The organism is Acinetobacter sp. NEB 394, from assembly GCF_013374795.1.
In the GTDB taxonomy this organism is placed as follows: Bacteria; Pseudomonadota; Gammaproteobacteria; order Pseudomonadales; family Moraxellaceae; genus Acinetobacter; species Acinetobacter johnsonii.
In genome coordinates, this window is the sequence record NZ_CP055277.1 from 2668223 (window position 1) to 2690381 (window position 22159).

18 protein-coding genes and 2 pseudogenes are annotated in these 22159 nt (G+C 40.9%); 7 read left to right on the plus strand and 13 right to left on the minus strand.

What is annotated here, in order from left to right:
• Positions 1-69: 69 nt before the first annotated feature.
• A complete protein-coding gene (gene serC, locus HUK62_RS12895; protein ID WP_010327215.1) occupies positions 70-1149 on the minus strand; it encodes a 3-phosphoserine/phosphohydroxythreonine transaminase in 1080 nt (359 codons plus the stop codon).
• Between the two features lie 396 nt (positions 1150-1545).
• Between serC and HUK62_RS12900 the strand changes: the two genes are divergently transcribed.
• From HUK62_RS12900 to HUK62_RS12920, 5 genes and pseudogenes are all read left to right on the plus strand, one after another.
• A protein-coding gene (locus tag HUK62_RS12900; RefSeq protein ID WP_176536768.1) for an IS4-like element ISAba1 family transposase occupies positions 1546-2636 on the plus strand; the annotation gives its coding sequence in 2 pieces (ribosomal slippage) (positions 1546-2086 and positions 2086-2636; 1092 coding nt in all).
• A 129-nt stretch (positions 2637-2765) separates the two neighbouring features.
• Positions 2766-4187, plus strand: a complete 1422-nt coding sequence (locus HUK62_RS12905) for a TolC family protein (RefSeq protein WP_228723768.1) — start codon at positions 2766-2768, stop codon at positions 4185-4187.
• 21 nt (positions 4188-4208) lie between these two features.
• Positions 4209-5357 (plus strand): annotated as a pseudogene (locus HUK62_RS12910) (efflux RND transporter periplasmic adaptor subunit).
• The gene (locus tag HUK62_RS12915; RefSeq protein WP_176538055.1) at positions 5357-6487 is read left to right on the plus strand and encodes an ABC transporter permease; all 1131 of its coding nucleotides are present in this window, start codon (positions 5357-5359) and stop codon (positions 6485-6487) included. The pseudogene HUK62_RS12910 and the gene HUK62_RS12915 overlap by 1 nt, the downstream one beginning before the upstream one ends.
• On the plus strand, positions 6484-7572 hold the full coding sequence (locus tag HUK62_RS12920) for an ABC transporter permease (protein WP_176538056.1): 1089 nt from the start codon (positions 6484-6486) through the stop codon (positions 7570-7572). The genes HUK62_RS12915 and HUK62_RS12920 overlap by 4 nt, the downstream gene beginning before the upstream one ends.
• Before the next feature lie 33 nt (positions 7573-7605).
• Here HUK62_RS12920 and HUK62_RS12925 read toward each other — a convergent pair whose 3' ends face one another.
• From HUK62_RS12925 to HUK62_RS12950, 6 genes and pseudogenes are all read right to left on the minus strand, one after another.
• Positions 7606-8049 carry a DUF3887 domain-containing protein gene (locus HUK62_RS12925; RefSeq protein WP_078426457.1) on the minus strand — a complete coding sequence of 148 codons (444 nt, stop codon included), beginning with the start codon at positions 8047-8049 and terminating at the stop codon, positions 7606-7608.
• A gap of 73 nt (positions 8050-8122) precedes the next feature.
• Entirely contained in the window at positions 8123-11104 is a 2982-nt protein-coding gene (gyrA, locus tag HUK62_RS12930) for a DNA gyrase subunit A (RefSeq protein WP_176538057.1), read from the minus strand.
• A gap of 306 nt (positions 11105-11410) precedes the next feature.
• A pseudogene (locus tag HUK62_RS19295) lies at positions 11411-12019 on the minus strand (hypothetical protein).
• 296 nt (positions 12020-12315) lie between these two features.
• Positions 12316-13251, minus strand: coding sequence for an FAD-binding protein (locus tag HUK62_RS12940; RefSeq protein WP_004982561.1), 936 nt, complete (start codon positions 13249-13251; stop codon positions 12316-12318).
• Positions 13252-13268: 17 nt separating this feature from the next.
• Positions 13269-14021 (minus strand): electron transfer flavoprotein subunit beta/FixA family protein, encoded by a 753-nt coding sequence (locus HUK62_RS12945; protein ID WP_005400499.1) that lies wholly within the window; start codon positions 14019-14021, stop codon positions 13269-13271.
• Positions 14022-14503: 482 nt separating this feature from the next.
• Positions 14504-15109 (minus strand): LysE family translocator, encoded by a 606-nt coding sequence (locus HUK62_RS12950; protein ID WP_176538058.1) that lies wholly within the window; start codon positions 15107-15109, stop codon positions 14504-14506.
• Between the two features lie 114 nt (positions 15110-15223).
• On the opposite strand from HUK62_RS12950, the gene HUK62_RS12955 reads away from it, so the two are divergent.
• A complete protein-coding gene (locus HUK62_RS12955) occupies positions 15224-15718 on the plus strand; it encodes an Lrp/AsnC family transcriptional regulator (RefSeq protein ID WP_004695793.1) in 495 nt (164 codons plus the stop codon).
• Positions 15718-16323, plus strand: coding sequence for a GNAT family N-acetyltransferase (locus HUK62_RS12960; protein ID WP_176538059.1), 606 nt, complete (start codon positions 15718-15720; stop codon positions 16321-16323). The genes HUK62_RS12955 and HUK62_RS12960 overlap by 1 nt, the downstream gene beginning before the upstream one ends.
• Here the strand turns inward: HUK62_RS12960 and HUK62_RS12965 are convergent.
• From HUK62_RS12965 to HUK62_RS12990, 6 genes are all read right to left on the minus strand, one after another.
• Positions 16250-16648: a hypothetical protein gene (locus HUK62_RS12965; RefSeq protein ID WP_176538060.1), complete on the minus strand. Its 399-nt coding sequence runs from the start codon at positions 16646-16648 to the stop codon at positions 16250-16252. The two genes, HUK62_RS12960 and HUK62_RS12965, sit on opposite strands and share 74 nt — an antisense overlap.
• 324 nt (positions 16649-16972) lie before the next feature.
• The gene (locus tag HUK62_RS12970) at positions 16973-17884 is read right to left on the minus strand and encodes a tyrosine recombinase XerC (RefSeq protein WP_176538495.1); all 912 of its coding nucleotides are present in this window, start codon (positions 17882-17884) and stop codon (positions 16973-16975) included.
• A gap of 152 nt (positions 17885-18036) precedes the next feature.
• Entirely contained in the window at positions 18037-18882 is an 846-nt protein-coding gene (gene dapF / locus HUK62_RS12975) for a diaminopimelate epimerase (RefSeq protein ID WP_004695783.1), read from the minus strand.
• A gap of 6 nt (positions 18883-18888) precedes the next feature.
• A complete protein-coding gene (lysA, locus tag HUK62_RS12980; protein ID WP_176538061.1) occupies positions 18889-20139 on the minus strand; it encodes a diaminopimelate decarboxylase in 1251 nt (416 codons plus the stop codon).
• Positions 20140-20171: 32 nt separating this feature from the next.
• Positions 20172-20396, minus strand: coding sequence for a hypothetical protein (locus HUK62_RS12985; RefSeq protein ID WP_176538062.1), 225 nt, complete (start codon positions 20394-20396; stop codon positions 20172-20174).
• Positions 20397-20529: 133 nt separating this feature from the next.
• A complete protein-coding gene (locus HUK62_RS12990) occupies positions 20530-21933 on the minus strand; it encodes an amino acid permease (RefSeq protein WP_176538063.1) in 1404 nt (467 codons plus the stop codon).
• Positions 21934-22159 lie beyond the last annotated feature (226 nt).

The following is a 22159-nucleotide window of genomic DNA, read 5'->3' on the forward strand; positions in this document are numbered from 1 at the left end:
GAAAATGCCAGTCCGTTTCTTAACTGACTGGCATTACAACTTTTAAGTTGGCTTTTCTGGCTCTATGACTTAAGCATTGCGTTTCGCAAAATCATCCATAAAGTTCACTAGCGCTTGCACGCCTTCTAGAGGAACCGCGTTATAAATACTTGCGCGCATCCCACCAACTGAGCGGTGACCCGCAAGGTTCAACAAATGGTTTTCTTCAGCTTCTTTCAGGAAAAGTTTTTCCAAATCTGGATTCGCCAAAGTAAACGGCACATTCATAATTGAACGGTTTTGCACAGCAATTGGGTTTGCATAAAAATCGCTTGCATCGATATAACCATAAAGCAGTTTCGCCTTTTCAAGGTTCACTTTATGAATCGCTTCAACACCACCTTGTTCAAGCAACCATTCAAACACTAAACCTGATAAGTACCAAGCATAGGTCGATGGTGTATTGACCATCGAATCATTCTTCGCTTGCGAAGCGTATTTCAAAATGCTTGGAATTTCAGGTTTGGCTTGATCTAGCAGATCTTCACGAACAATAACCAAGGTTAAACCCGCTGGGCCAATGTTCTTTTGCGCGCCTGCATAGATGATACCGAATTTAGTCACATCAACAGGTGCAGACAAAATACTTGAAGACAGGTCTGCAACCAATGGCGCATTGGTTTCTGGAATAGCCGAAAACTGAAGACCACCAATCGTTTCATTGTCTACATAATGCACATAAGCCGCATCTTGAGATAAGTTCCAAGTGCTTGAGTCTGCAATGGCAAGTTTTCCATCAATTTGCGTACCCGCTTCAATGACGTTGATATCGCCATAGCGCTGCGCTTCTTTCAGTGCTTTCTCAGACCAAATTCCAGTATGGATATAGTCCGCTTTGCTGTTTTTACCCAACAAATTTAAAGGAATCGCGGAGAACTGAAGTGAAGCACCACCTTGAAGGAACAAGACTTTATAGTTCTCTGGAATGTTCATGAGTTTACGTAAATCTGCTTCTGCTTTTTCAGCCACAGCAACATAGTCTTTACTACGGTGACTCATTTCCATGATGGAAAGACCCTTGCCTTGCCAATCAAGCATTTCAGCTTGTGCTTTTTCTAAAACGGCAGTAGGTAATGCAGCAGGACCAGCACAGAAGTTGTACGCGCGCATGATTTTTCCTTTCAAAGTGAAACACAATAAAATGATGGCATTTAACCACAGATAGCCAGTGCTTGCAGTAAATTCAACTGAAAATATTTCAATGTAGTCTCACCTTTACAGTCAAAAACTCAATCAAGATCAACGATCCAGTTTTAACTCAGCACTGCTCAATCAATTACAGCAGCGCTTTCCCATTCACCTAAGCTCAAACGAAAGCATTTCCTTTGCTTAAAAATGTCGCTAATCTATTGATATACATTTGCAAATTAAACAATTCAGTAACTGAGCCAGCATTCAGAACAGTTAGATTATGCGTATAATGTGCAAAACATAGCTCTGTACACGACAAAAATAGATAACTCATTGAAATAATGTCATAATAATTGTTTTCTAACGACGAATACTATGACACATCTCAATGAGTTATATCTTATCTTAAACAAATATCTAAAATGGAACAAGTCACATTTAAAGTGCTTTGCGCTCATCATGCTTGTGATTATTTTAAAGCAAACATGTAATCTTTCTTCTGCATCTAAAGCCTTGCCCATCAAGTGCTTACCACAATCATTTTATCGACGTATGCAGCGCTTCTTTGCAGGTCAGTATTTTGATTATCGTCAAATTTCTCAGTTGATTTTCAATATGTTTTCATTCGACCAAGTGCAACTGACTTTAGATAGAACCAATTGGAAATGGGGAAAACGAAATATTAATATCCTGATGCTCGCAATCGTTTATCGTGGAATAGCGATACCTATCCTTTGGACATTGCTTAATAAACGTGGAAATTCAGATACGAAAGAGCGTATTGCTTTGATTCAACGCTTTATAGCCATTTTTGGTAAAGACCGTATTGTGAATGTGTTCGCAGACAGAGAGTTTATCGGTGAGCAGTGGTTTACATGGTTAATTGAACAAGACATCAACTTCTGCATTCGTGTTAAAAAAACTTCATTGTCACCAATCATTTAGGAAAGAATCATAAAATTAGTGATTTATTTCGCCATCTTAAAGTTGGTCAAATTGAATGTCGTAAACGACGGATTTTGGTTGGTCGGGTGAAACTATATATAAGTGCACTACAGTTAGAAAATGGAGAGCTTTTACTCGTCGTTTCTCCTCAGTTTAATGCCAATGCTATTCAGGATTATGCATTACGCTGGGAAATTGAAACCTTATTCAGTTGTCTCAAAGGACGCGGGTTTAATCTTGAAAATACGCGCTTGACAGACGCTAGACGAGTGAAAAAATTGATTGCGGTGTTAGCTATAAGCTTCTGTTGGTGTTACTTAACGGGTGAATGGCAACATGATCAAAAAAAAGCGATAAAAATAAAGAAGCATGGACGACTCTCAATGAGTTTATTTCGCTATGGTTTAGACTATGTTCAAATGGCGATTCAGCGTTTAATTGGTTTTGGGAAAAAAGAAGAGTTTAAGGAAATTTTGGCAATTTTAAGAAGGCAGAATCCTGATAGGATAAGGGTTCTGTGAAATTTGTCGTGTACAGAGAAAACATAGAAAAGAGTCGTGCTCATGCCACAAAGACTATTCAACATGCTTAATACACTAGCCAACAAATACTTATTGCGTACATCACTGCCATCAATCTTATCATTAAGCATGTTCGGTCTCAGTCTCGGAATCAGCTCGACAACTTTTGCTGCATCTATCAGCTATCAACAAGCTGAGCAAAGTGTGTTACAAGACTCGTATAGCACACAGGCCACACAAGCCTTACAACAAGCCTCAAAACTAGAAGCTGAAGCGGTCAAAGGTTTGGGGTTACCCCGTATCGATCTGAACGTACGTACCTATGCTTTTCATAATGAGCTGGATGTCCCACTTGGTGCACTCAAAAATAATTTAGAACACACACTTTCTCAAAACATTAATGACCGTATAAATCAACAAAATCTGCCACCTAATATTTCTGACCCTTTAAAAGAAGGTATTGATCAAACCATCCATAATGGTGTCGGGCTTATTCCAGATAACTCTCAAATTACCTTAGAAGATCAAGTCATACGCCCAACCATTTCTGCAATGATGCCGCTTTATACAGGTGGGTTAACCTCAAGTGCGAAACAAGTCGCCAATATCAAAGTAAAACGTAGCGAACTCAATACAAAACAACAGCAAGACCTACAACGCTTTGAGCTGATTCAAGCCTATTTCAATGTTCAACTGCAAAAACAGTTGCTCACGTCTAGCCAATATAATTGGCATGCAATGCAAAAACACTATGACAATGCACTTAAACTTGAACAACAGGGCTTTATTAGTAAAGGCCAGCGCATGCAATTTGAAGTGGCAAAAAACAATGCACAGCGCAATGAGCAAGCCAGTCAGGCCAATTTAAAAGCCAGTTTATTTCAACTGAATAACCTTTTACAAAGCAGCCAAATTACTGAGCTCACCACACCACTCTTTATTAACAGTACCCAAAACCAAGATTTAAATACCCTACTCAAGTCATATGCAGATCAATCGGCTTTAGTACAAAAACTGCAAATGGACACTCAATTGGCACAAGCCAATGTCACCGCACAAAACGCCACCAAGAAACCACATATTTTTGCCTTTGGTGAATACAGTCTGGACGATAAAAATAACTGGATCGTTGGCTTAGCCGCACAGTACAATCTGTTCTCAGGCATTGATAAAAACAAAAATGTCCAAGCAGCAGAGTTACAACGCTACGCTTCTGAACTGATGACAGCACGGACTAAACAAGAAATTGAAAATGTGATTTATAAATCGTATAGCGAAGCCACCACAGCGCAGCAAAGTGATCAGTTATTACAGCAAAATATAAAAGCAGCGCAAGAAAATTTACGTATACAAGAACTGTCCTTTAAAGAAGATATGGGAACAGCGACCCAAGTGATCGATGCACAAAATATGCTCAGCGCTTTAAAAGCAGAAACCGCACTGAATGCCTATAAATATGTCATGTCACTGGCGACGCTTCTACAAAGTCATGGTTCGATCCATCAGTTCCAAACCTATCTTCTGCAACCCAATACGCGATTTATTCGTTAATTCTTTGATGAGAGCCATTTAATGAATCAAGATCAAAACCAATCTGATCCGCAAAAACCTGAAAAACAAGAAGATCAAGTGGAGCCATCAACAGAGGAATTAACCACAAATAATACTCAAGAACAGGCACAGACTGAGAGCGAACAGACTGAGCCAGCATCAACCAATACAAACCCCGAGCAAAAGTCCAAAGCGATCAAGCTGATTGGGGGACTCGCTCTTATTATTCTATTCATCGTGATTGCTTTTGGACTGTGGAAGGCCTATCAACCAAAAACGGTTGAAATCCAAGGTCGGGTTGAGGCAGAAACGATCCATGTCAGTACCAAAGTACCGAGCCGAATTGATGAGATTTATGTACATGACGGACAGAAGATCAGCAAAAACCAAGAACTCGTTCGACTGTATAGCCCTGAAGTCGATGCCAAAAAACAGCAAGCATTGGCCAGCTTACAGGCTGCTTTAGCACTCCAGTCCACCGCTGATCGTGGCTCTCAGGAAGAAAATATTGCGAGTTTATACGCCAACTGGCAAGCACTGAAAGCACAGCAAACTTTGGCACAAACCACCTATCAACGTGGTGCAAACTTGTACCAACAAGGTGTCATCTCGCGCCAACGTCGTGATGAAATGCATGCTGCGGCGCAATCAGCTGCTCAAATGACAGAAGCGGCATATCAACAATATGCTCGGGCTGAACGTGGCAGCACCCCACAGCAAAAAAGTTCAGCAGATGCGCAAGTGCAAATTGCAAAAGCAGCTGTTGCTGAAGTCAATGCACTTGAAGCTGAAACCAAACTACTCTCACCCATTGACGGTACTGTCTCTAAAACTTATGGCAAACCCTCTGAATTGGTAGCAATGGGTGTACCGATTGTGAGTATTATTCAAGATCGCGAGCTTTGGGTATCACTGAATATTCGTGAAGACCAATATGCCAACATCTATCAGGCAAAACAAATTTAAGGCTTTATTCCAGCCTTAAACCTACATACCAACTTTAATATTAAGAATATTGATGCCGAAGGCGAATTTGCCACCATTAAGACCACACGCCAAACCGGAGGCTATGACATTCGTAGCTTTAAAGTTCATTTGACGCCTGCGCAAGCCATTCCAGACCTAAAAGTTGGCATGAGTGTGTTGTTTAAAGTCAAAGAGAGCAAATAATGCTAAGCGGGCTACTGCGGGAACTGAACTATTTACTCAAACATAAGTGGGATCTATGTTTAGTCACGCTTGCCCCACTGTTTATTATCGTGCTGTTTTCCAGCATGTTTGCCCAAGGCAAGCCTGAACATTTGCCTATTGCGATTATTGACCAAGACCAAAGTGAGCTAAGCCAAAACATACAGCGCTACTTAAGACTCAACCATACCTTAGATGTCGCCATCGTCAGTGATCAAAATACCGAAGTTGAAAAGCTGCTGAACCAAACCAAAGTTTGGGGTTACGTCAGTATCCCCAATGGCGCCGAACAACGTTTTGTTCAAGCTAAAGATGCTGAAATCAGCATTGCCTATAACCAAAGTTACTTTAGTGTGGGGAACACCATTTCATCAGCCATGTTACTCAGCACAGTTGAAGCCATGGCAGACTATGCTGGTGAAAGCTATTTAGAAAATACTATTCCTTATTTAGATGTACCTACACCACACGTTAAAATTTCGACCTTATACAACCCAAATTTGAGTTATGAGTTCTATTTAGAACCCTTTATGATTCCTGCGATTTTGCATTTATTGCTCTGCTGTTGTGTCGCATTTTCAGTCGGTCAAGAATTTAAGTTTCATACAACGCAAAACTGGCTAAACAATCAATCCGCTTTTAAAGCTATCCTCTCTAAGAATCTGACCTATGTTCTAATTTTTAGCTTATGGACATGGGCGTGGATGTTTTGGCTGATTGAGATTCGCGGTTGGTTTGTCGCAGGTCAACTTTGGTTGATTATGTTGGGACAGCTTTTATTTTATAGTGCCTATGCCTTGATCAGTAGCACCATTGTTTTAGCCACCAACAACTTATCTAAAACCTTTGGTTTAATTGCTGTGTATGGCGGCTCTTCGCTCAGTTTTGCAGGAGTGACCCTCCCCTTAAATAACGCACCACTGTTTACCAAATTTTGGGCCAATATTATCCCTTACACACCTTATGCCAAACTACAAACCGAACAATGGGTCATTGGTAGCCCAATCAGTTCATCCCTTTTGCCTTTACTCATACTTATCCTCTATGTGGTCTTTTACACTGTAACCTCTGTCCTGCTCCTCAAAAAACAAATCAAAGGAGCAGTGTCATGAAGTCATTTTTGCACTATTACATCAAGACATTTAAAGACATTATCGCTAATCAATCGATTTTAACCACGCTCATCCTCTCGGTGATTTTCTATAGTGTTTTCTATCCGACTGCCTACAAATCACAACAAGCAGAAGCTTTGCCCATTATAATTGTGGATGAAGAGCAAAGTATTGTGACAAATAACATTATTCAACAGGTTTCGCTCAGTCCAAATGTTGAAGTTAAAGCTGTCACAGGCAATTTCCTTGAAGCTGAGAACATGATTAAACAGCAGCAAGCCGATGGCATTTTGCTTTTACCTGAGAATCTTTCCAATAGTCTTCGGCATGGAGAAGTCGGTGGAATTGGACTATATCTCAGTGCAGCAAATTTTTTAAAAACCAAGCAAATTGGATTAGGACTCGCGACCTCAATTGAAAATGCTGTACGCGAGCATGTGGAAAAATTTGGTAATATCGCGCACTTCTCACCCGCTATTTCTATTCATCAAACACCGCTGTTTAACACCATGTCGGGTTATGGCAGTTATATTTTCCCTGCTATTGCTCCGCTGATTATTCATCAAACCATCGTGCTCGGTTTAGGGATGTTATTGGCCGGATACCGCGAACAGAAATGGCGACCAACGACGACGGAATTTTTTGCGATTTTTTGCACCATTCTGACCATTGGTATGCTCGGTTGTTTATATTTATTTGGCTTTATTTATTGGTTAAATGACTACCCACATGGGGGAAATTTTAGTGGCATGTTACTGGCCGTGCCGATTTTTATAGGCTGTATCGTGGCTTTAGGCATGTTGATTTCAACATTTTTCGATATGCCTGAGCGTGCAGGACATGTCATTGTATTTACCTCTATTCCGCTATTTCTACTTTCAGGAACAGCATGGCCACACGCCGCAATGCCCGCTTGGATGCAATACTTGGGCAATGTTTTGCCATCGACCCAAGGGATTCAAATGTTTATTCAACTGAACCAAATGGGTGTACCAACTGCACTTATTCTGCCGAAACTACTCTATCTCTTTGTGTTTGGTATAGCGTGCGCAGCATTTGCTTATTGGCGTCTCAAGCATCGCTAAATTTTAGAACGTATTGATAACAATCCTACCAATTTAATCCGTTGAGGCCCCATAAAGTTTGACATCAAAGCTGCGAATTTTTGTGTTTCCGCCTGCTTTATCAAAACCAACATCGTATTGAACTAGGTTTTTATTGCTATAAGCATACTCATAGGTAACTGCATACAAACTTGGTTTTTCCGTCGACTTTTCAATGTGTTTCGATACAATTTTTTGAGTCGTTATGGCTTGTTTAGGAATCGATTTTGCAAATTTGCGCATGTCTTTTTCATGAGTTTTAAATTCACGCTGTAACTCTGGCTCAAAATAAGTATAGAGCTGCGGAAAATCCCCCTGAGTAAAGGCTTGATAAGCTTGCTGAGCCACTTTCTCTTGAGCAGGACTCGGATTTGGAATCGAATCCAATGCCTGTTGCCCCAATTTATCACACGCTGTTAAAGCCAACGCACAACTCAAAACCAGTAATTTTGCTTTCATAAAATCTTATCCACCACTAGGTCATCGCCAATATGAAAAAGGACGCCGAAGCGCCCTTTTCTTTTTCATTCAGTTAGTCTTCGTTCGATGTATTGGTATCTGTTGTATTTTCAGATGCATCTACATTTACTTCGTCAACCACAGTTTCTTCAGTTGTTTCAATAGAAGCATCTAAAATATCATCTTCGACTTCAACTGCTTCAACAGCAACGACACCGACCAAGATCTCTTCATTACCTAAACGAATCAGACGTACACCTTGTGCATTACGCCCTGTTCTAGCAACTTCAGAGGCACGAGTACGAACTAAAGTACCGCCATCAGAAATCAACATCAGCTCTTTAGATTCATCAATGGCAACCGCACCGACCAACTCACCGTTACGTTCAGATGTTTTGATGGCAATAACACCTTTACCACCACGTTTCTTGGTTGGGAAGTCATCAACTGGCGTACGTTTACCATAACCATTTGCAGAAGCACACAGTACTTCGCCAGTTTCAGGTACAACAACTAATGAAACAATACGGCTCGCCACATTTAAATCAGAAGATTCTTCATCCTCTGAATCTGTGTCAGTTTCAACATCATCTTCGGCCTGGGCTGCAGCTAAAGTGACACGCATACCACGCACCCCTTTTGCAGTACGTCCCATCACACGTGCATCAGTTTCAGAGAAGCGGATTGCTTTACCTTCATTTGAGAACAACATAATTTGCTGTTCGCCATCGGTGATTGCAACACCAATCAAGGTATCTTCTTCTTTCAGCTCAATTGCACGTAAACCATTTGAACGAACATTACTAAATTGCTCTAATTCAACACGCTTGACTGTACCAGATGCTGTTGCCATAAATACAAAGAAGTTCTTACGCATTTTCTCTGCAAGATCAGCAAATTCAACAACCGTTTCATTGTCCAAATCAGTTGTTGAAAGCTCAACACCCAACTCTTTCAATTGCTTACGTAATGCATCAGAAAGTTCATCAGCATCTTCAGCCAACTCATCGAATGAAGCTTTTAACGCTTCATAATGCGCGTCGATCATACTATTTTCACGTAATGTCGCGACATTGCTACGCACAAAGTTTTTGAACTCAGCTAAGCGTTCTTTAAATTTCTTCGGCGCATCAATCACAGGAAGAATTGCTGTGATTGTCTCATCGGCATCCAGTGGCAATAAGTTCACCATTGGGCGACCTTTTGAACCACGCGATGCTTGAGGCACTTCAAACACTCTCAGGCGATAGACTTTACCAACATTGGTAAAGCACAACACTGTGGCATGGTTAGAGGTCACAATCAGATGCTGGATGTAGTCATCTTCTTTCATTGAGGTTGCAGATTTACCACGTCCACCACGACGCTGCGCAGCATAGTCTGAAAGCGGTTGTGTTTTCGCATAACCTGTTTTTGAAACAGTCAGTACCACTTGCTCTTCAGGAATTAAATCTTCACGAGAGAAGTCAATACGAGACTCAACAATTGCAGTACGACGAGCATCACCATATTGTTGCAAAATTAAAGCTAACTCTTCTTTAATCACGCCCATCAATAAATTGAAGTCATTTAAAATCGCTGTGAGTTCAGTAATTTGACCTAAAATTTCAGTATATTCAGCTTGTAACTTGTCTTGTTCAAGACCCGTTAAACGGTGCAAACGAAGTTCAAGAATCGCACCAACTTGCGCAGGCGATAAACGATATATCTGACCATCTAAACCAAACGGACGACTTGAGTCTTCACCTTCAATTTCGTCGGGACGTACAGAAACAGAACCTGCTTTTTCAAGCAGTGCAATTACATTCCCAGCTGCCCACTCACCTGCTTGTAAACGCTCACGCGCCTCAGCTGGGTTTGCAGAAGTTTTAATGGTTTCAATGATCGCATCAATATTTGCTAATGCTACCGTCAAACCTTCTAAAATATGGCCGCGCTCACGTGCTTTGCGCAATTCAAACATGGTACGACGCGTCACTACTTCTTGGCGGTGACGAATAAATGCCGCAACAATGTCTTTCAAGTTCATTAACTTTGGCTGGCCGTTGTCTAAGCACACCATGTTAATGCTGAAAGAGTTTTCCAACTGCGTGTTTTGGAATAAGTTATTTACCACAACTTCAGCGTTTTCACCACGCTTTAAGTCAATGGCAATACGCATCCCGTCTTTGTCAGATTCATCACGTAGCTCAGAAATGCCTTCCAGTTTTTTCTCTTTCACCAACTCAGCAATACGTTCAATGGTTTTCGCTTTGTTGACTTGATATGGAATTTCTGTGAAAACGATCGTGGTACGACCTGTTTTTTGGTCTTCTTCAAAGTGGTATTTACCACGAATATGCAAACGACCTTTACCCGTACGGTAAGCATCAACAATGCCCGCTTTACCGTAAATAATGCCACCTGTAGGAAAGTCTGGACCCGAAATATATTCCATCAATCCTTCAATTGAAATATTTGGGTTTTCAGCATAGGCCAAACAAGCGTTCACGACTTCAGTCATGTTGTGCGGCGCCATATTGGTCGCCATACCCACAGCAATACCTGTAGTACCGTTAATCAGTAAGTTAGGAATACGCGTTGGCATCACTTGCGGAATACGTTCAGAGCCGTCGTAGTTGTCTTCCCAATCCACCGTATCTTTTTCAAGATCGGCAAGAATCTCATGAGTCAACTTACGCATACGAACTTCGGTATAACGCATCGCAGCTGCGCTATCGCCATCGACCGAACCAAAGTTCCCCTGACCATCAACCAATTGATAACGCAAGCTAAAGTCTTGAGCCATACGAACAATGGTTTCATAAACAGCAGAATCACCGTGTGGGTGATATTTACCGATCACATCACCAACCACGCGGGCAGACTTTTTATAAGCTTTGTTGTAGTCATTACCCAATTCGTGCATTGCATAAAGCACACGACGATGAACAGGTTTTAGACCATCTCGAACATCTGGCAAAGCACGAGAAACAATCACGCTCATTGCATAGTCAAGATACGAGTTCTTGAGTTCATCCTCAATCGCAATCGGTCTGATTTCCGATACGCTCATGCATACTCCTTATTCTACAAACGTAAAACCGCTTGCATTTATATGTCGTAAAACTTGCAAAATTATTAGTTCAAAATACTGAACTAAAAACTGAAATATAGCCATAAATTATAGCATAAACACTCTGATTTTTGTGGCACGTCACCACAGTTAATCTCGTTAATTTTCTTTAATTTAGGGGTTATTTTTTACACATGTATAGGATGTACATTTACAGCTCCATCACATTCCCCATCAGCGTTGCATAAAATGCAAAAAAGCCCTCATTTTTGAGAGCTTTAAGCCATGTCTTGCCTATCTTTGGACTTACTGATCGATCCCTTGCTTATCGCGCTGCATAATATGAAATGCAACCATAAACAAACCCAGTATTAAAGGAAACTCATACAGCTCTTCCATAAGGTCTTTATAAGCAATCTGATGTAAGAAAATTCCACCATAAATGCGGCTGTGCTCAATGCCGTCAGAAATAATCAAACCCAACACCGTGAGCAGCATTGCCCAAGCAGGGATCGTCATGCTCTTCATTTTTATCGCAATCTCATGGCGCAATGGTTTAACCAACAACATAAATACGACTGAACCAATCAAAACCATCGAGATGCCATGAAAATATACTTTTGGGACTTCAGGAAAATAGTCTCTGCCCCAACTGGTGCTACGCCCAAATAGAAGCAACCACCACAGTACAGCTCAAATCCAAAAATACTTTTTACCCTCAGGCAGACGCATCGGTTGCATGTAAAAATAACTAAATACAGCAAATATCAATAAAAGTAACGCTTGAATATTTTCCACGCCACGTACAACAGCAACACCTAAAAGTGGAAACTGTAGATCAGCTAAAAATGGAAAGATTAAACACAGAACAGCAAGGATCAGAACAGACCAAGATACGCGAGTATCAATCAGCAAGATTACAACCCCTAACTTAACAAAAAAAGTTTTATGTAAGTTAAGCTTAAAAATGGATGGCAAATAGTATCATAAATCTGAATATTCAGATGCATACTCATCTTAAGAAATGCTTAAATTTTCATTATTATTTTCAGAATACAAGGACTTAAAATAACAAAATAAATATCAAGTGATTTTGATTTTTTATAATATTGAGAATGATTTACGCGCATAAAAAAACGCTCCTGCACATGGCAGTTAAGCATTGCTTAAACTGCTTGCACAAAAGCGTTTTTTTGAAACGTTGTCAGGAATTAGATTTTAGATACTAACTCCGGAACAACGGTATTCAAATCACCTACTAACCAGTAGTCAGCAACTGCATTGATCGGTGCTTCTTCGTCTTTGTTGATCGCAACGATCACTTTAGAGTCTTTCATACCTGCCAAGTGCTGGATCGCACCAGAGATACCTACAGCGATATACAGATCAGGCGCAACAATTTTACCTGTTTGGCCTACTTGCATGTCGTTTGGAACGAAGCCAGCGTCAACCGCAGCACGTGATGCACCTTGAGCAGCGCCCAATTTGTCAGCCAACGGATCAAGAACAGTATGGTAGTTCTCACCTGAACCCACACCACGACCACCTGAAACCACGATACGCGCAGCAGTTAATTCTGGGCGTTCAGATTTTACGATCTCTTCAGCAACAAACTTAGAGATACCAGCATCTTTTGCTTCGCTTACAGCTTCAACCGCAGCAGAACCACCTTCAGCAGCGACAGGGTCAAATGCTGTACCACGTACAGTACCAACAATGATTGCTTCATCAGACTGAACTGTTGCAATCGCGTTGCCTGCGTAAATTGGACGCTTGAACGTATTTGCAGATTCAACAGCAATGATGTCTGTAATCATGCTGACATCAAGAAGTGCAGCCACACGTGGAAGAATATTCTTACCCGTTGTAGTTGATGCAGCCAATACGTGTTTGAAACCACCTTTAGCAATATCTGCAACCAAAGCTGCAACGTTTTCAGCCAATTGGTTTGCGTAAACTGCATTGTCAGCAAGTAATACTTTGCTTACACCCGCAACTTTTGCAGCAGCATCAGCAACAGCTTGAGCGCCAGAACCAGCAACTAATACAGTGATATCACCACCGATTTTTTGAGCTGCAGCAACAACGTTTAAAGTTGCACCATTTAGTGCTTTGTTGTCGTGCTCAGCGATAACTAAAATACTCATGATTTTATCCTTCTGTATTAGATCACTTTCGCTTCATTTTTTAGTTTTTCTACAAGTTCGTCTACAGACTTCACTTGTACGCCTGCTTTACGTTCAGCAGGCGCTTCAACTTTAACTGTTTTAAGTTTAGTTGTCGTAGAAACACCAAAATCAGCAGGAGACTTCGTATCCAGCGGTTTTTTACGCGCTTTCATGATGTTTGGAAGAGCAGCATAACGTGGCTCGTTCAAACGTAAGTCAGTGGTGATGATCGCTGGAAGTGCAAGTTCAACAGTTTGTAAACCACCGTCGATTTCACGAGTTACTTGTACTTTGTCGCCATCAACTTTAACTTCAGAAGCAAAAGTACCTTGACCTGCACCTAGAAGCGCACCAAGCATTTGGCCAACTTGGTTAGAGTCATCATCAATTGCTTGCTTACCAAGAAGAATCAACTGAGGTTGTTCAGCGTCAACAACGCCTTTCAACACTTTCGCAATTTCTAAAGCACCCAGTTGGCTGTCATCAGCTTCAACTAAAATACCGCGGTCAGCACCAAGCGCCATTGCAGAACGGATTTGCTCTTGCGCTTCTTTAGGACCAATAGAAACTACGATGATTTCTGAAACAGTTCCTTTTTCTTTTAAGCGAACCGCTTCTTCCACTGCGATTTCACAGAATGGGTTAATTGACATTTTAACGTTGGTTAAGTCAACACCACTGTTGTCCGGCTTAACGCGAACTTTAACGTTGGCATCAACCACACGTTTTACAGCAACAAGAGCCTTCATGTAATCCTCGGCTGTTTTAGCAAATGTAAATGTTGAGAAAAGTTAGTTTAACTCTTCACTTAAATTTTTTTAGGTGCCCTATCTTGCAATGTGTATGGCATTTCGGTCAAGTCACAATTCACCAAAGAGCTGTAAAAATGCGTAAATTTAGCTGAACGACGCGTTCATACTTTTTTGTACGCACTATATTTGCACAAAATCGCACTCAGATTAAGTTATGATTTTTATTATATTTTTAGCTGATTTACATTATTCAAAGATTTGATTTCTTTTCTCTAATATTCACCATTAAATAGATTATTGACTGTCTGTTCACATCTTTATCAGGCTTCATAAATCTGTCATTTAAGATAGATCAGACAGCCTTAGATTCAAATACTCATTATTCTAGACATACGATGACACAATATTGCTGGTTTATTAGGCGATCTTAAAAACTTCCTCAAAAAAAAAGCATGCCATTCTGACATGCTTCTCTCAGTTTAATTCGCAATCAGCCATGTCGCGGCCAATGCCAACAGCCCACCTGAAGTGCCATCAATCCATTTTTGCTTACGTTCATCTATTGGGGCCTTCTGTGTCAGTTTTGCAAAAATCAGACTCAAACTGCAGTAGACCACAAAAATCATCGCGATAAAGAGTAAAGATAAAATCAAACCTTGACTGACAGTGTTGGCAGATTTATCGATAAATTGTGGCAAGATTGCAAAATAGATAAGCATACCTTTAGGATTTAACAGTGCGGTAAAAAAGCCTTTTTTGATCGGGTTATTTTCCGTTTTTCGGTCTAGTTGCAATTTTTTAGTGCTAAAAACCGACTTTAATAAACCAAAGGCCAAATACAACAAATATGCAATGCCCAACCAGCGGATGGTTTCAAATAAAAGCGGGAAAGACACAATAATGGCAGCAATACCCAAAGCCACTAAAATTGAATGTAGTAAATAGCCTGTACATACGCCGATAGTCGCCATCATGCCTGCTTTTGCATCTTTGCCCATAACTTGAGACAGAATAAATAACATATCTGGCCCAGGTGTAAAAATCAGCGGCAACACGGTCAGTGCAAAGAGTACATATACAGACATTTCCTTTCCCCTTTCATCCATTAGAAAGTGAAAATTAGTATGTGTGAAATAATACAAAATTGGCTTTCAATTTATTCTATAATAAAACGTATTTTTCAAATTATATTCTAAGATATGAAACAATCACCAAAGTCTGTGCGCATAAAACTTGACCGTATTGATAAAAATATCATTCGCCACTTACAAGACAATGGCCGCATTCAAAATAATGACTTAGCACGAGAAATCGGTCTATCTCCGTCTTCGTGCCTAAGACGCGTCAAACTATTAGAAGAAGCAGGTGTTATTCAAAATTATACTACAGTGGTCGATCCACAAAAAATTGGCCTTCAACTGATTCTGTTCTCGCGTATTTGGCTGGTCGGTCAAGATGCCGAAACTATCGACACCTTTATTGAGGCCATGAAAGAGCTCCCTCAAGTCATGGAATGCTACATTATTTTAGGGGAATGCGATGCAATGCTGAAAGTTGTAGTGCCTGATTTAGAAAGCTATCGCGAGTTCCAATCCACACATTTGACCAAAAAGAATGGCATTACCAGTGTCAAAACAGACTTACCAAGTCAAATCATTAAACAAAGTTTCCAACTCCCGCTTGATGAAATCTAATGTCAGCGCATTTAAATTTTGCGATAGAAACCGCGCGTTTACGTCTAAGAGCTTGGCGCGCAGATGACTTTCCTGCATTTGCGCAGCTAAATGCCGATGCTCAAGTGATGCGTTATTTTCCTAGTCCACTCACGCAAACAGAAAGCGATGCCCTTGCGCAAACGTTTCAGCAATTCATCAATCAAAATAGTTGGGGCTTTTGGGCAGTCGAACTGAAGCATAGTCAGGAGTTCATTGGATTTACAGGCTTACATGCTCAACCTGAGTGCTTTGATTTTTCACCCTGTGTCGAAATTGGTTGGCGATTGGACTCGAAGTTTTGGCATCAGGGTTATGCCACAGAAGCTGCACAGGCTTGTCTATATTTTGCTTTTTCGGTTTTAAAACTGGATGAAGTTGTTGCTTTTACCGCAGTTCAAAATAGGGATTCTGAAGCGGTAATGAAACGTCTCGGCATGCAACATCGTGGCTATTTTAATCATCCTAAACTCGACCAAAATAGCCCACTGCTTCGACATACACTCTATGCCATTAAGCCAACTGACTTTCTAAAAAATCACGATGAATATGACTTAAATCAATCAATTCATATTGTCCAAGATTAAAAAGTTTCCAGACTTCAAGAAAGTCGTCTTTTAAATCAATGCTATTTGAGGGCTGTGCAGTCACTTGCCACTGTAAATCAGAAATCCATAAATAGTATTGCCCAGTCTCTGCATTAAAAGCCTGAACTTTACCTGCTGCATTGACGCCTTGAACAAATGCATTTTCAGGCAGTACAGGCTCAATATTGGCTAAACTAATTTCAACAAAGTGTTTGACCTGACGCAAACCATAGCCCGCAAAAATATCTTTTTGCGCGGAGCTGAGTTGATCATACTTTGCTTGTATATCTGAAATCATATACTGACCTATTTTCACATTTGTCATCTTCAATATAAGCTTAAATCTACCGTTTCATTAAACAGGAACATTCAGCCCATCCTCTTTTAAGTTTATACTCTATTTTTTGCCGATTTATTATTCTACAAAAGTTCATAATCACACTTTTTCTAACAAAAGTGAGCGATCATTGCTACTTATTGATCAAGTTGATTCAAGCAAGAATAATGCCGAATCTCATAGACCACCCTAGCGCTTTCATAGATATCCGCTAATGTGTTTACGCCGTTTGTTCTGACCTTTGGCATTTAACCTAAAACACAGCGCTATAGTGCATGCATTCTGTGACACTATTTTTAAAGTATGAATGAACTAAGCTTTCACCTTTTGCTGTGCTCGTGGATGCGTCTGATCATACACTTGAGCCAGTCGGTCAAAATCGACATGGGTATAAATTTGGGTGGTGCTTAAGTTACTGTGTCCTAACATTTCCTGCACTGCACGCAAGTCACCACTGTTTGACAGCATGTGACTAGCAAAACAATGGCGCAGTAAATGCGGATGCAGATCGATATTTACGCCCGCACGCTGTGCCTGAAACTTAACCCTATTTTCAATCTGGCGCATCCCCAAAGGATTGCCCTTTTGAGTAATAAAAACTTGTGCATCGGGCACAAAATCACCATTCCACAGCGGATAAATGCTCAGCCATTTCATTACCGCATCTTTGGCTTTAGAACCAAAAGGTACAACCCGAGTTTTATTCCCCTTACCTGTAATACGCAGTAACTGTCGGTTAAAGTCGATGTCTTTAATTCTTAAGCCTTGCACTTCCGCTAAACGTAATCCACTGGCATAAAGCAGTTCAAGCAAAGCTTTGTCTCGATACCACATTTGCTGTTCGACTTCTTTCTCAGGCAAGGCCTGATCCAAAATTTGATTGATAGTTTCAATATCCACTAGCCCTGGTAAAGGGCGAGGCTTACGTTTAAGTTGAAAGTCATCGGCAGGATTAAAAGCCAAATGTTGCCCCTGCTCGGCCCATTTCATAAACTGACGAATAGAAGACAACATCCGCTGTAAACTACTGGAGCTCAACTGTTGATGTTCAACTTTTTGTGCAATAAATTCTCGCAAATCAGTAGCTTCAACATCGCCCAACTCAAGCTTTTTCTGTTCACAAAATAGCAGAAAATCAGACACATCTCGTTCATAAGCCTGCAAAGTATGGGCAGACTGATTTTGTATTTCTCGTTGTTTTAACCACATCGCGAGTAGTTGCATGGCCTCAAAAGTCACAAGTCAGCCTCTATAGTTCTATTCGGTGAAAGGTTGATTAGCTTTTGCATAGTAGCACTGTCTCAGCTCGTTATATGTCTATTTCATTTTTCATAAAAAAGCACTGACGAATCAGTGCTTCTTGTGTGACGCTAAACTTAGTTTTGATAGTAACTCAGATCTATACGTCCTTCGTAGACATTTGAGGTTGGCCCCGTCATCCAAACAACGTCACCTTCACGCCATTCGATATGCAGCTTACCACCTGCCAATTCAATTTCAACAGACGAATCGAGTAAACCACGGCGCATACCTGAAATCGCAGCCGCACAAGCTCCTGTTCCACAGGCCAAGGTTTCGCCTACACCCCGTTCAAACACACGTAAGCGCGCATGCTTTTCATCAATGATTTGCATAAACCCAGCATTCACACGCTGCGGAAAACGCTCATGTGATTCAACCTGAGGTCCTAGACGTGCAACATCAGCTGTAATCACGTCAGGAACGATAGTAACTGCATGAGGGTTACCCATATTCACCACATCAATGGTCAATTGCTCATTGTTCGCCAAAGCAATGTCATACAAAGCTTCTGGTGCATCCGCAATAAATGGAATTTCCTGTGGCAAGAACTTTGGATAACCCATATTCACGCGTACCCAGCCATTTTGACCGAGTTCGGGTTCCACAATCCCTGCCTTGGTTTGCACTTTAATCTTGGTTTTTGTAGTGAGCTGACGCTCATGTACAAAGCGTGCAAAGCAGCGCACGCCATTACCACATTGTTCAACTTCAGAACCATCAGCATTGAAAATACGGTATTTGAAGTCGACATTAGGTAAATCGGGTGGCTCAACAATCAACAACTGATCAAAACCGATGCCGAAATGACGATCCGCCAAGCGCTGAATCGTAACAGTATCAAGGAATGCTCTTTGGCTGATTAAATCAACCACCATAAAGTCATTGCCTAGACCATGCATTTTGGTAAATTCTAATAACATCTTGAATTATCCTTCAGGCAATAAACGTTCTTTGTCCCAAAGCGACTCAATGGTTTCACGCTCACGAATCAAATGTGCGTTTTCACCATCCACCATCACTTCAGCGGCACGACCACGACTGTTGTAATTTGAACTCATGACAAAACCATAAGCACCAGCACCCAATACCGCCAGTACGTCATTTTCTTTGAGTGCAAGCACACGCTCTTTACCTAAGAAATCACCTGTTTCACAAATCGCACCAACTACATCCCATTCTTTGGCCTCGACATCTGAACGCGGGGTAACGGGCTGAATATCCATCCATGCTTCATACAGTGCAGGACGAATCAAGTCGTTCATGGCTGCATCAATAATTGCAAAGTTACGGTGAATAGTCGGTTTAAGTAAATCTACTTTGGTCAGTAGTACCCCTGCATTGGCCGAAATACTGCGTCCCGGTTCCATATACACTTTCAAGCCCAATTTTTCTAAAGCGGGCTTCATTGCATTGGCATATTCAAAAACGGTAGGCGGCACTTCATCTTTATAGGTCACACCTAAACCACCACCAATGTCGATGTGTTTCAGCTGAATACCCATGGTTTTAAGCTGATCGATCATCACAATCACGCGATCTAGCGCATCCACAAAAGGCTGTGTTTCAGTCAGCTGTGAACCAATATGACAGTCAATACCAATAATGTCTAAATTCGGCAGCGTTGCAGCATATTGATAGGTTTCAAAAACTGTATCTGATGGAATCCCAAATTTATTTTCTTTCAAGCCTGTTGAAATGTAAGGATGCGTTTTCGCATCTACATCTGGATTGACGCGCAATGAAATGGGTGCTTTTTTGCCGAGCTTCGCTGCAACTTTTTGAATACGATCCAGTTCTGCGTGAGACTCTACATTGAAGCATGCAATACCCACTTCTAATGCTTTTTGAACATCAACCTCAGTTTTACCTAAACCCGAAAAGACAATTTTAGAAGCATCACCACCCGCTTTTAGTACACGAGCCAGTTCTCCACCAGTCACAATATCAAAACCTGCACCGAGCTTCGCAAGGACATTCAATACCGCAATGTTTGAGTTTGACTTAACCGCAAAGCAAATTTGATGATCGATAAAGTCAAAAGCACGATCCATCTCTGTAAAGTGTTTTTCAAAAGTCGCTTTTGAATAAACATACAGTGGTGTACCAAATTGCTGCGCAAGCTGTTGCAGTGAGCATTGCTCAGCATGCAAAACCCCATGATTGCGGGTAAAACTCATGAATGTATCCTTTCTATGAAGCGTTTAAGGTATTAAGGCTGATTGGTTTCAACTGAAGGTGCAGCAAACTCTTGCTTAACGGGCGCTGTATCTTCCTTTTGTGCAGACGGCTTAGATGCTGCGTCTTTATAAAGCAAATATTTCGCTCGCTTGTCGTAGTTTGGATCATTTGGCATATGTAATGTACCAGACTGACCACAACCAACGAATGCAGTACTCATCACCAAGACACTGATGCCGCAAATGACAGAACGCATCTGATCACCTATTTGATATTTTGAAGAAGTATAACCTGATCAACATGCATGACCAAACCACTAAGCGCTAAAGATTATAGTGAGTTAAAAAAAAACGCCAGTTAAAGACTGGCGTTTTTTTAAATGGTATCGATTATTTATGTTTCGGTTTGTAGAAACCAAAATAACCAATAATCAAAATGATGAACCAAATTGGACTCACCATTAAAGCTTTCATGGTATCTGCTTCTAGTGATAACACATAGATCACGCCAATGAAGAAAACGATCACAAACCAACAGGTAAACAGACCACCTGGTAGTTTAAAGGTTGATTTTGCATGTAACTCTGGACGTGTTTTATAATACACAATGTAGCTCCAGATAATCATGATCCAGACACAGATAAACAAAATCGTCGACAGTGTAGTTGCCAAAGTAAAGGCTTCAACAGTATTTGGTACAAAGTACTGCAGTGCAGCACCTAACAGTAAACAAATTGCTGAAAAGTACAATGCATTTGCAGGAACAGCGCGCTTATTTAAGTGACCAAATGCTTTTGGCCCTTGATCTTCACGAGACAAACCAAACAACATACGCGACGTTGAAAACACACCACTGTTCATTGATGACATCACAGAAGACAATACCACCAAATTCATGATGATTGCTGCAGCTGCAATACCCGCTTGACTAAACAAGTTCACAAAAGGCGAAACCGCCGGATCAATCACGTTCCATGGTGTCACAGACATTACAATCACTAAAGACAGCACATAGAAAATAATGATACGAATTGGAATCGAGTTCACCGCTTTTGGCAAATTCTTTTCTGGGTCTTTGGTTTCAGCAGCCGTAGTACCGACCAGCTCTACACCCACAAAAGCAAAGATCGCAATTTGGAAACCAGCAAGGAAGCCCGTCACGCCTGTTGGGAACATTCCGCCATGTGACCAAAGATGACTAAATGATGCAATTTCACCCGTCGTTGAAGTGAAACCCGTAAAGATCATCCATAAACCAGCGGCAATCAACACCACAATGGCAATAATCTTAATTAGTGCAAACCAGAACTCTAGCTCACCAAACAGTTTCACCGTGACCAAGTTCAAGCCCATGATGAACACAATGGCCGCAACACTGATCATCACCCCTTCCCCAGGTGTGAACGGCATCCCTCCATTAAAGAATTGAAGGTAATAAATAATGGCTGATAAGTCCGCGATACCAATCGTGATCCAACATAACCAATAGGTCCAACCAACGAAATAGCCTGCCCACGGTCCGATCAAATCGGTAGAGAAATCGATAAACGATTTGTACTTTAAGTTAGACAGCAGTAATTCGCCAAGCGCACGCATGACCAAAAACACCATAAAACCAATAATCATGTAAATGATTAAAATAGATGGCCCAGCGAGACTAATCGTCTTCCCCGACCCCATAAATAAACCCGTACCAATCGCACCGCCAATCGCAATGAGTTGTAAATGGCGGTTGGATAAACTCCGTTTTAAATCACCTTGTTCAGAGGTCGATTCTGTATTTTCTAAACTCATTCTTGATGTCGTCTTTTATTTCCAGTCGCCAAAATTACCCGAAAAGAACAAAAAAATAAAAATAAAATTGTATTAATCTATATTTTCAACATCTTTTGAAAAGTTAATTAATTTTTCTTATATTTAATACAACAAAGGACACGTGAAAGTTCCTTTTGAAAAAATCAGCAAAGCACTTGTCAAAAATAAATTTCCGTGTAACAAATACAACAAGACTAAAAATCAA

What these genes read in the sequence shown, in the direction of transcription:
- serC (WP_010327215.1), bottom strand. Translation starts at nt 1,149, where the DNA reads ATGCGCGCGTACAACTTCTGTGCTGGTCCTGCTGCATTACCTACTGCC.
- HUK62_RS12905 (WP_228723768.1), top strand. Translation starts at nt 2,766, where the DNA reads ATGTTCGGTCTCAGTCTCGGAATCAGCTCGACAACTTTTGCTGCATCT.
- HUK62_RS12915 (WP_176538055.1), top strand. Translation starts at nt 5,357, where the DNA reads ATGCTAAGCGGGCTACTGCGGGAACTGAACTATTTACTCAAACATAAG.
- HUK62_RS12920 (WP_176538056.1), top strand. Translation starts at nt 6,484, where the DNA reads ATGAAGTCATTTTTGCACTATTACATCAAGACATTTAAAGACATTATC.
- HUK62_RS12925 (WP_078426457.1), bottom strand. Translation starts at nt 8,049, where the DNA reads ATGAAAGCAAAATTACTGGTTTTGAGTTGTGCGTTGGCTTTAACAGCG.
- gyrA (WP_176538057.1), bottom strand. Translation starts at nt 11,104, where the DNA reads ATGAGCGTATCGGAAATCAGACCGATTGCGATTGAGGATGAACTCAAG.
- HUK62_RS12940 (WP_004982561.1), bottom strand. Translation starts at nt 13,251, where the DNA reads ATGAGTATTTTAGTTATCGCTGAGCACGACAACAAAGCACTAAATGGT.
- HUK62_RS12945 (WP_005400499.1), bottom strand. Translation starts at nt 14,021, where the DNA reads ATGAAGGCTCTTGTTGCTGTAAAACGTGTGGTTGATGCCAACGTTAAA.
- HUK62_RS12950 (WP_176538058.1), bottom strand. Translation starts at nt 15,109, where the DNA reads ATGTCTGTATATGTACTCTTTGCACTGACCGTGTTGCCGCTGATTTTT.
- HUK62_RS12955 (WP_004695793.1), top strand. Translation starts at nt 15,224, where the DNA reads ATGAAACAATCACCAAAGTCTGTGCGCATAAAACTTGACCGTATTGAT.
- HUK62_RS12960 (WP_176538059.1), top strand. Translation starts at nt 15,718, where the DNA reads ATGTCAGCGCATTTAAATTTTGCGATAGAAACCGCGCGTTTACGTCTA.
- HUK62_RS12965 (WP_176538060.1), bottom strand. Translation starts at nt 16,648, where the DNA reads ATGACAAATGTGAAAATAGGTCAGTATATGATTTCAGATATACAAGCA.
- HUK62_RS12970 (WP_176538495.1), bottom strand. Translation starts at nt 17,884, where the DNA reads ATGCAACTACTCGCGATGTGGTTAAAACAACGAGAAATACAAAATCAG.
- dapF (WP_004695783.1), bottom strand. Translation starts at nt 18,882, where the DNA reads ATGTTATTAGAATTTACCAAAATGCATGGTCTAGGCAATGACTTTATG.
- lysA (WP_176538061.1), bottom strand. Translation starts at nt 20,139, where the DNA reads ATGAGTTTTACCCGCAATCATGGGGTTTTGCATGCTGAGCAATGCTCA.
- HUK62_RS12985 (WP_176538062.1), bottom strand. Translation starts at nt 20,396, where the DNA reads ATGCGTTCTGTCATTTGCGGCATCAGTGTCTTGGTGATGAGTACTGCA.
- HUK62_RS12990 (WP_176538063.1), bottom strand. Translation starts at nt 21,933, where the DNA reads ATGAGTTTAGAAAATACAGAATCGACCTCTGAACAAGGTGATTTAAAA.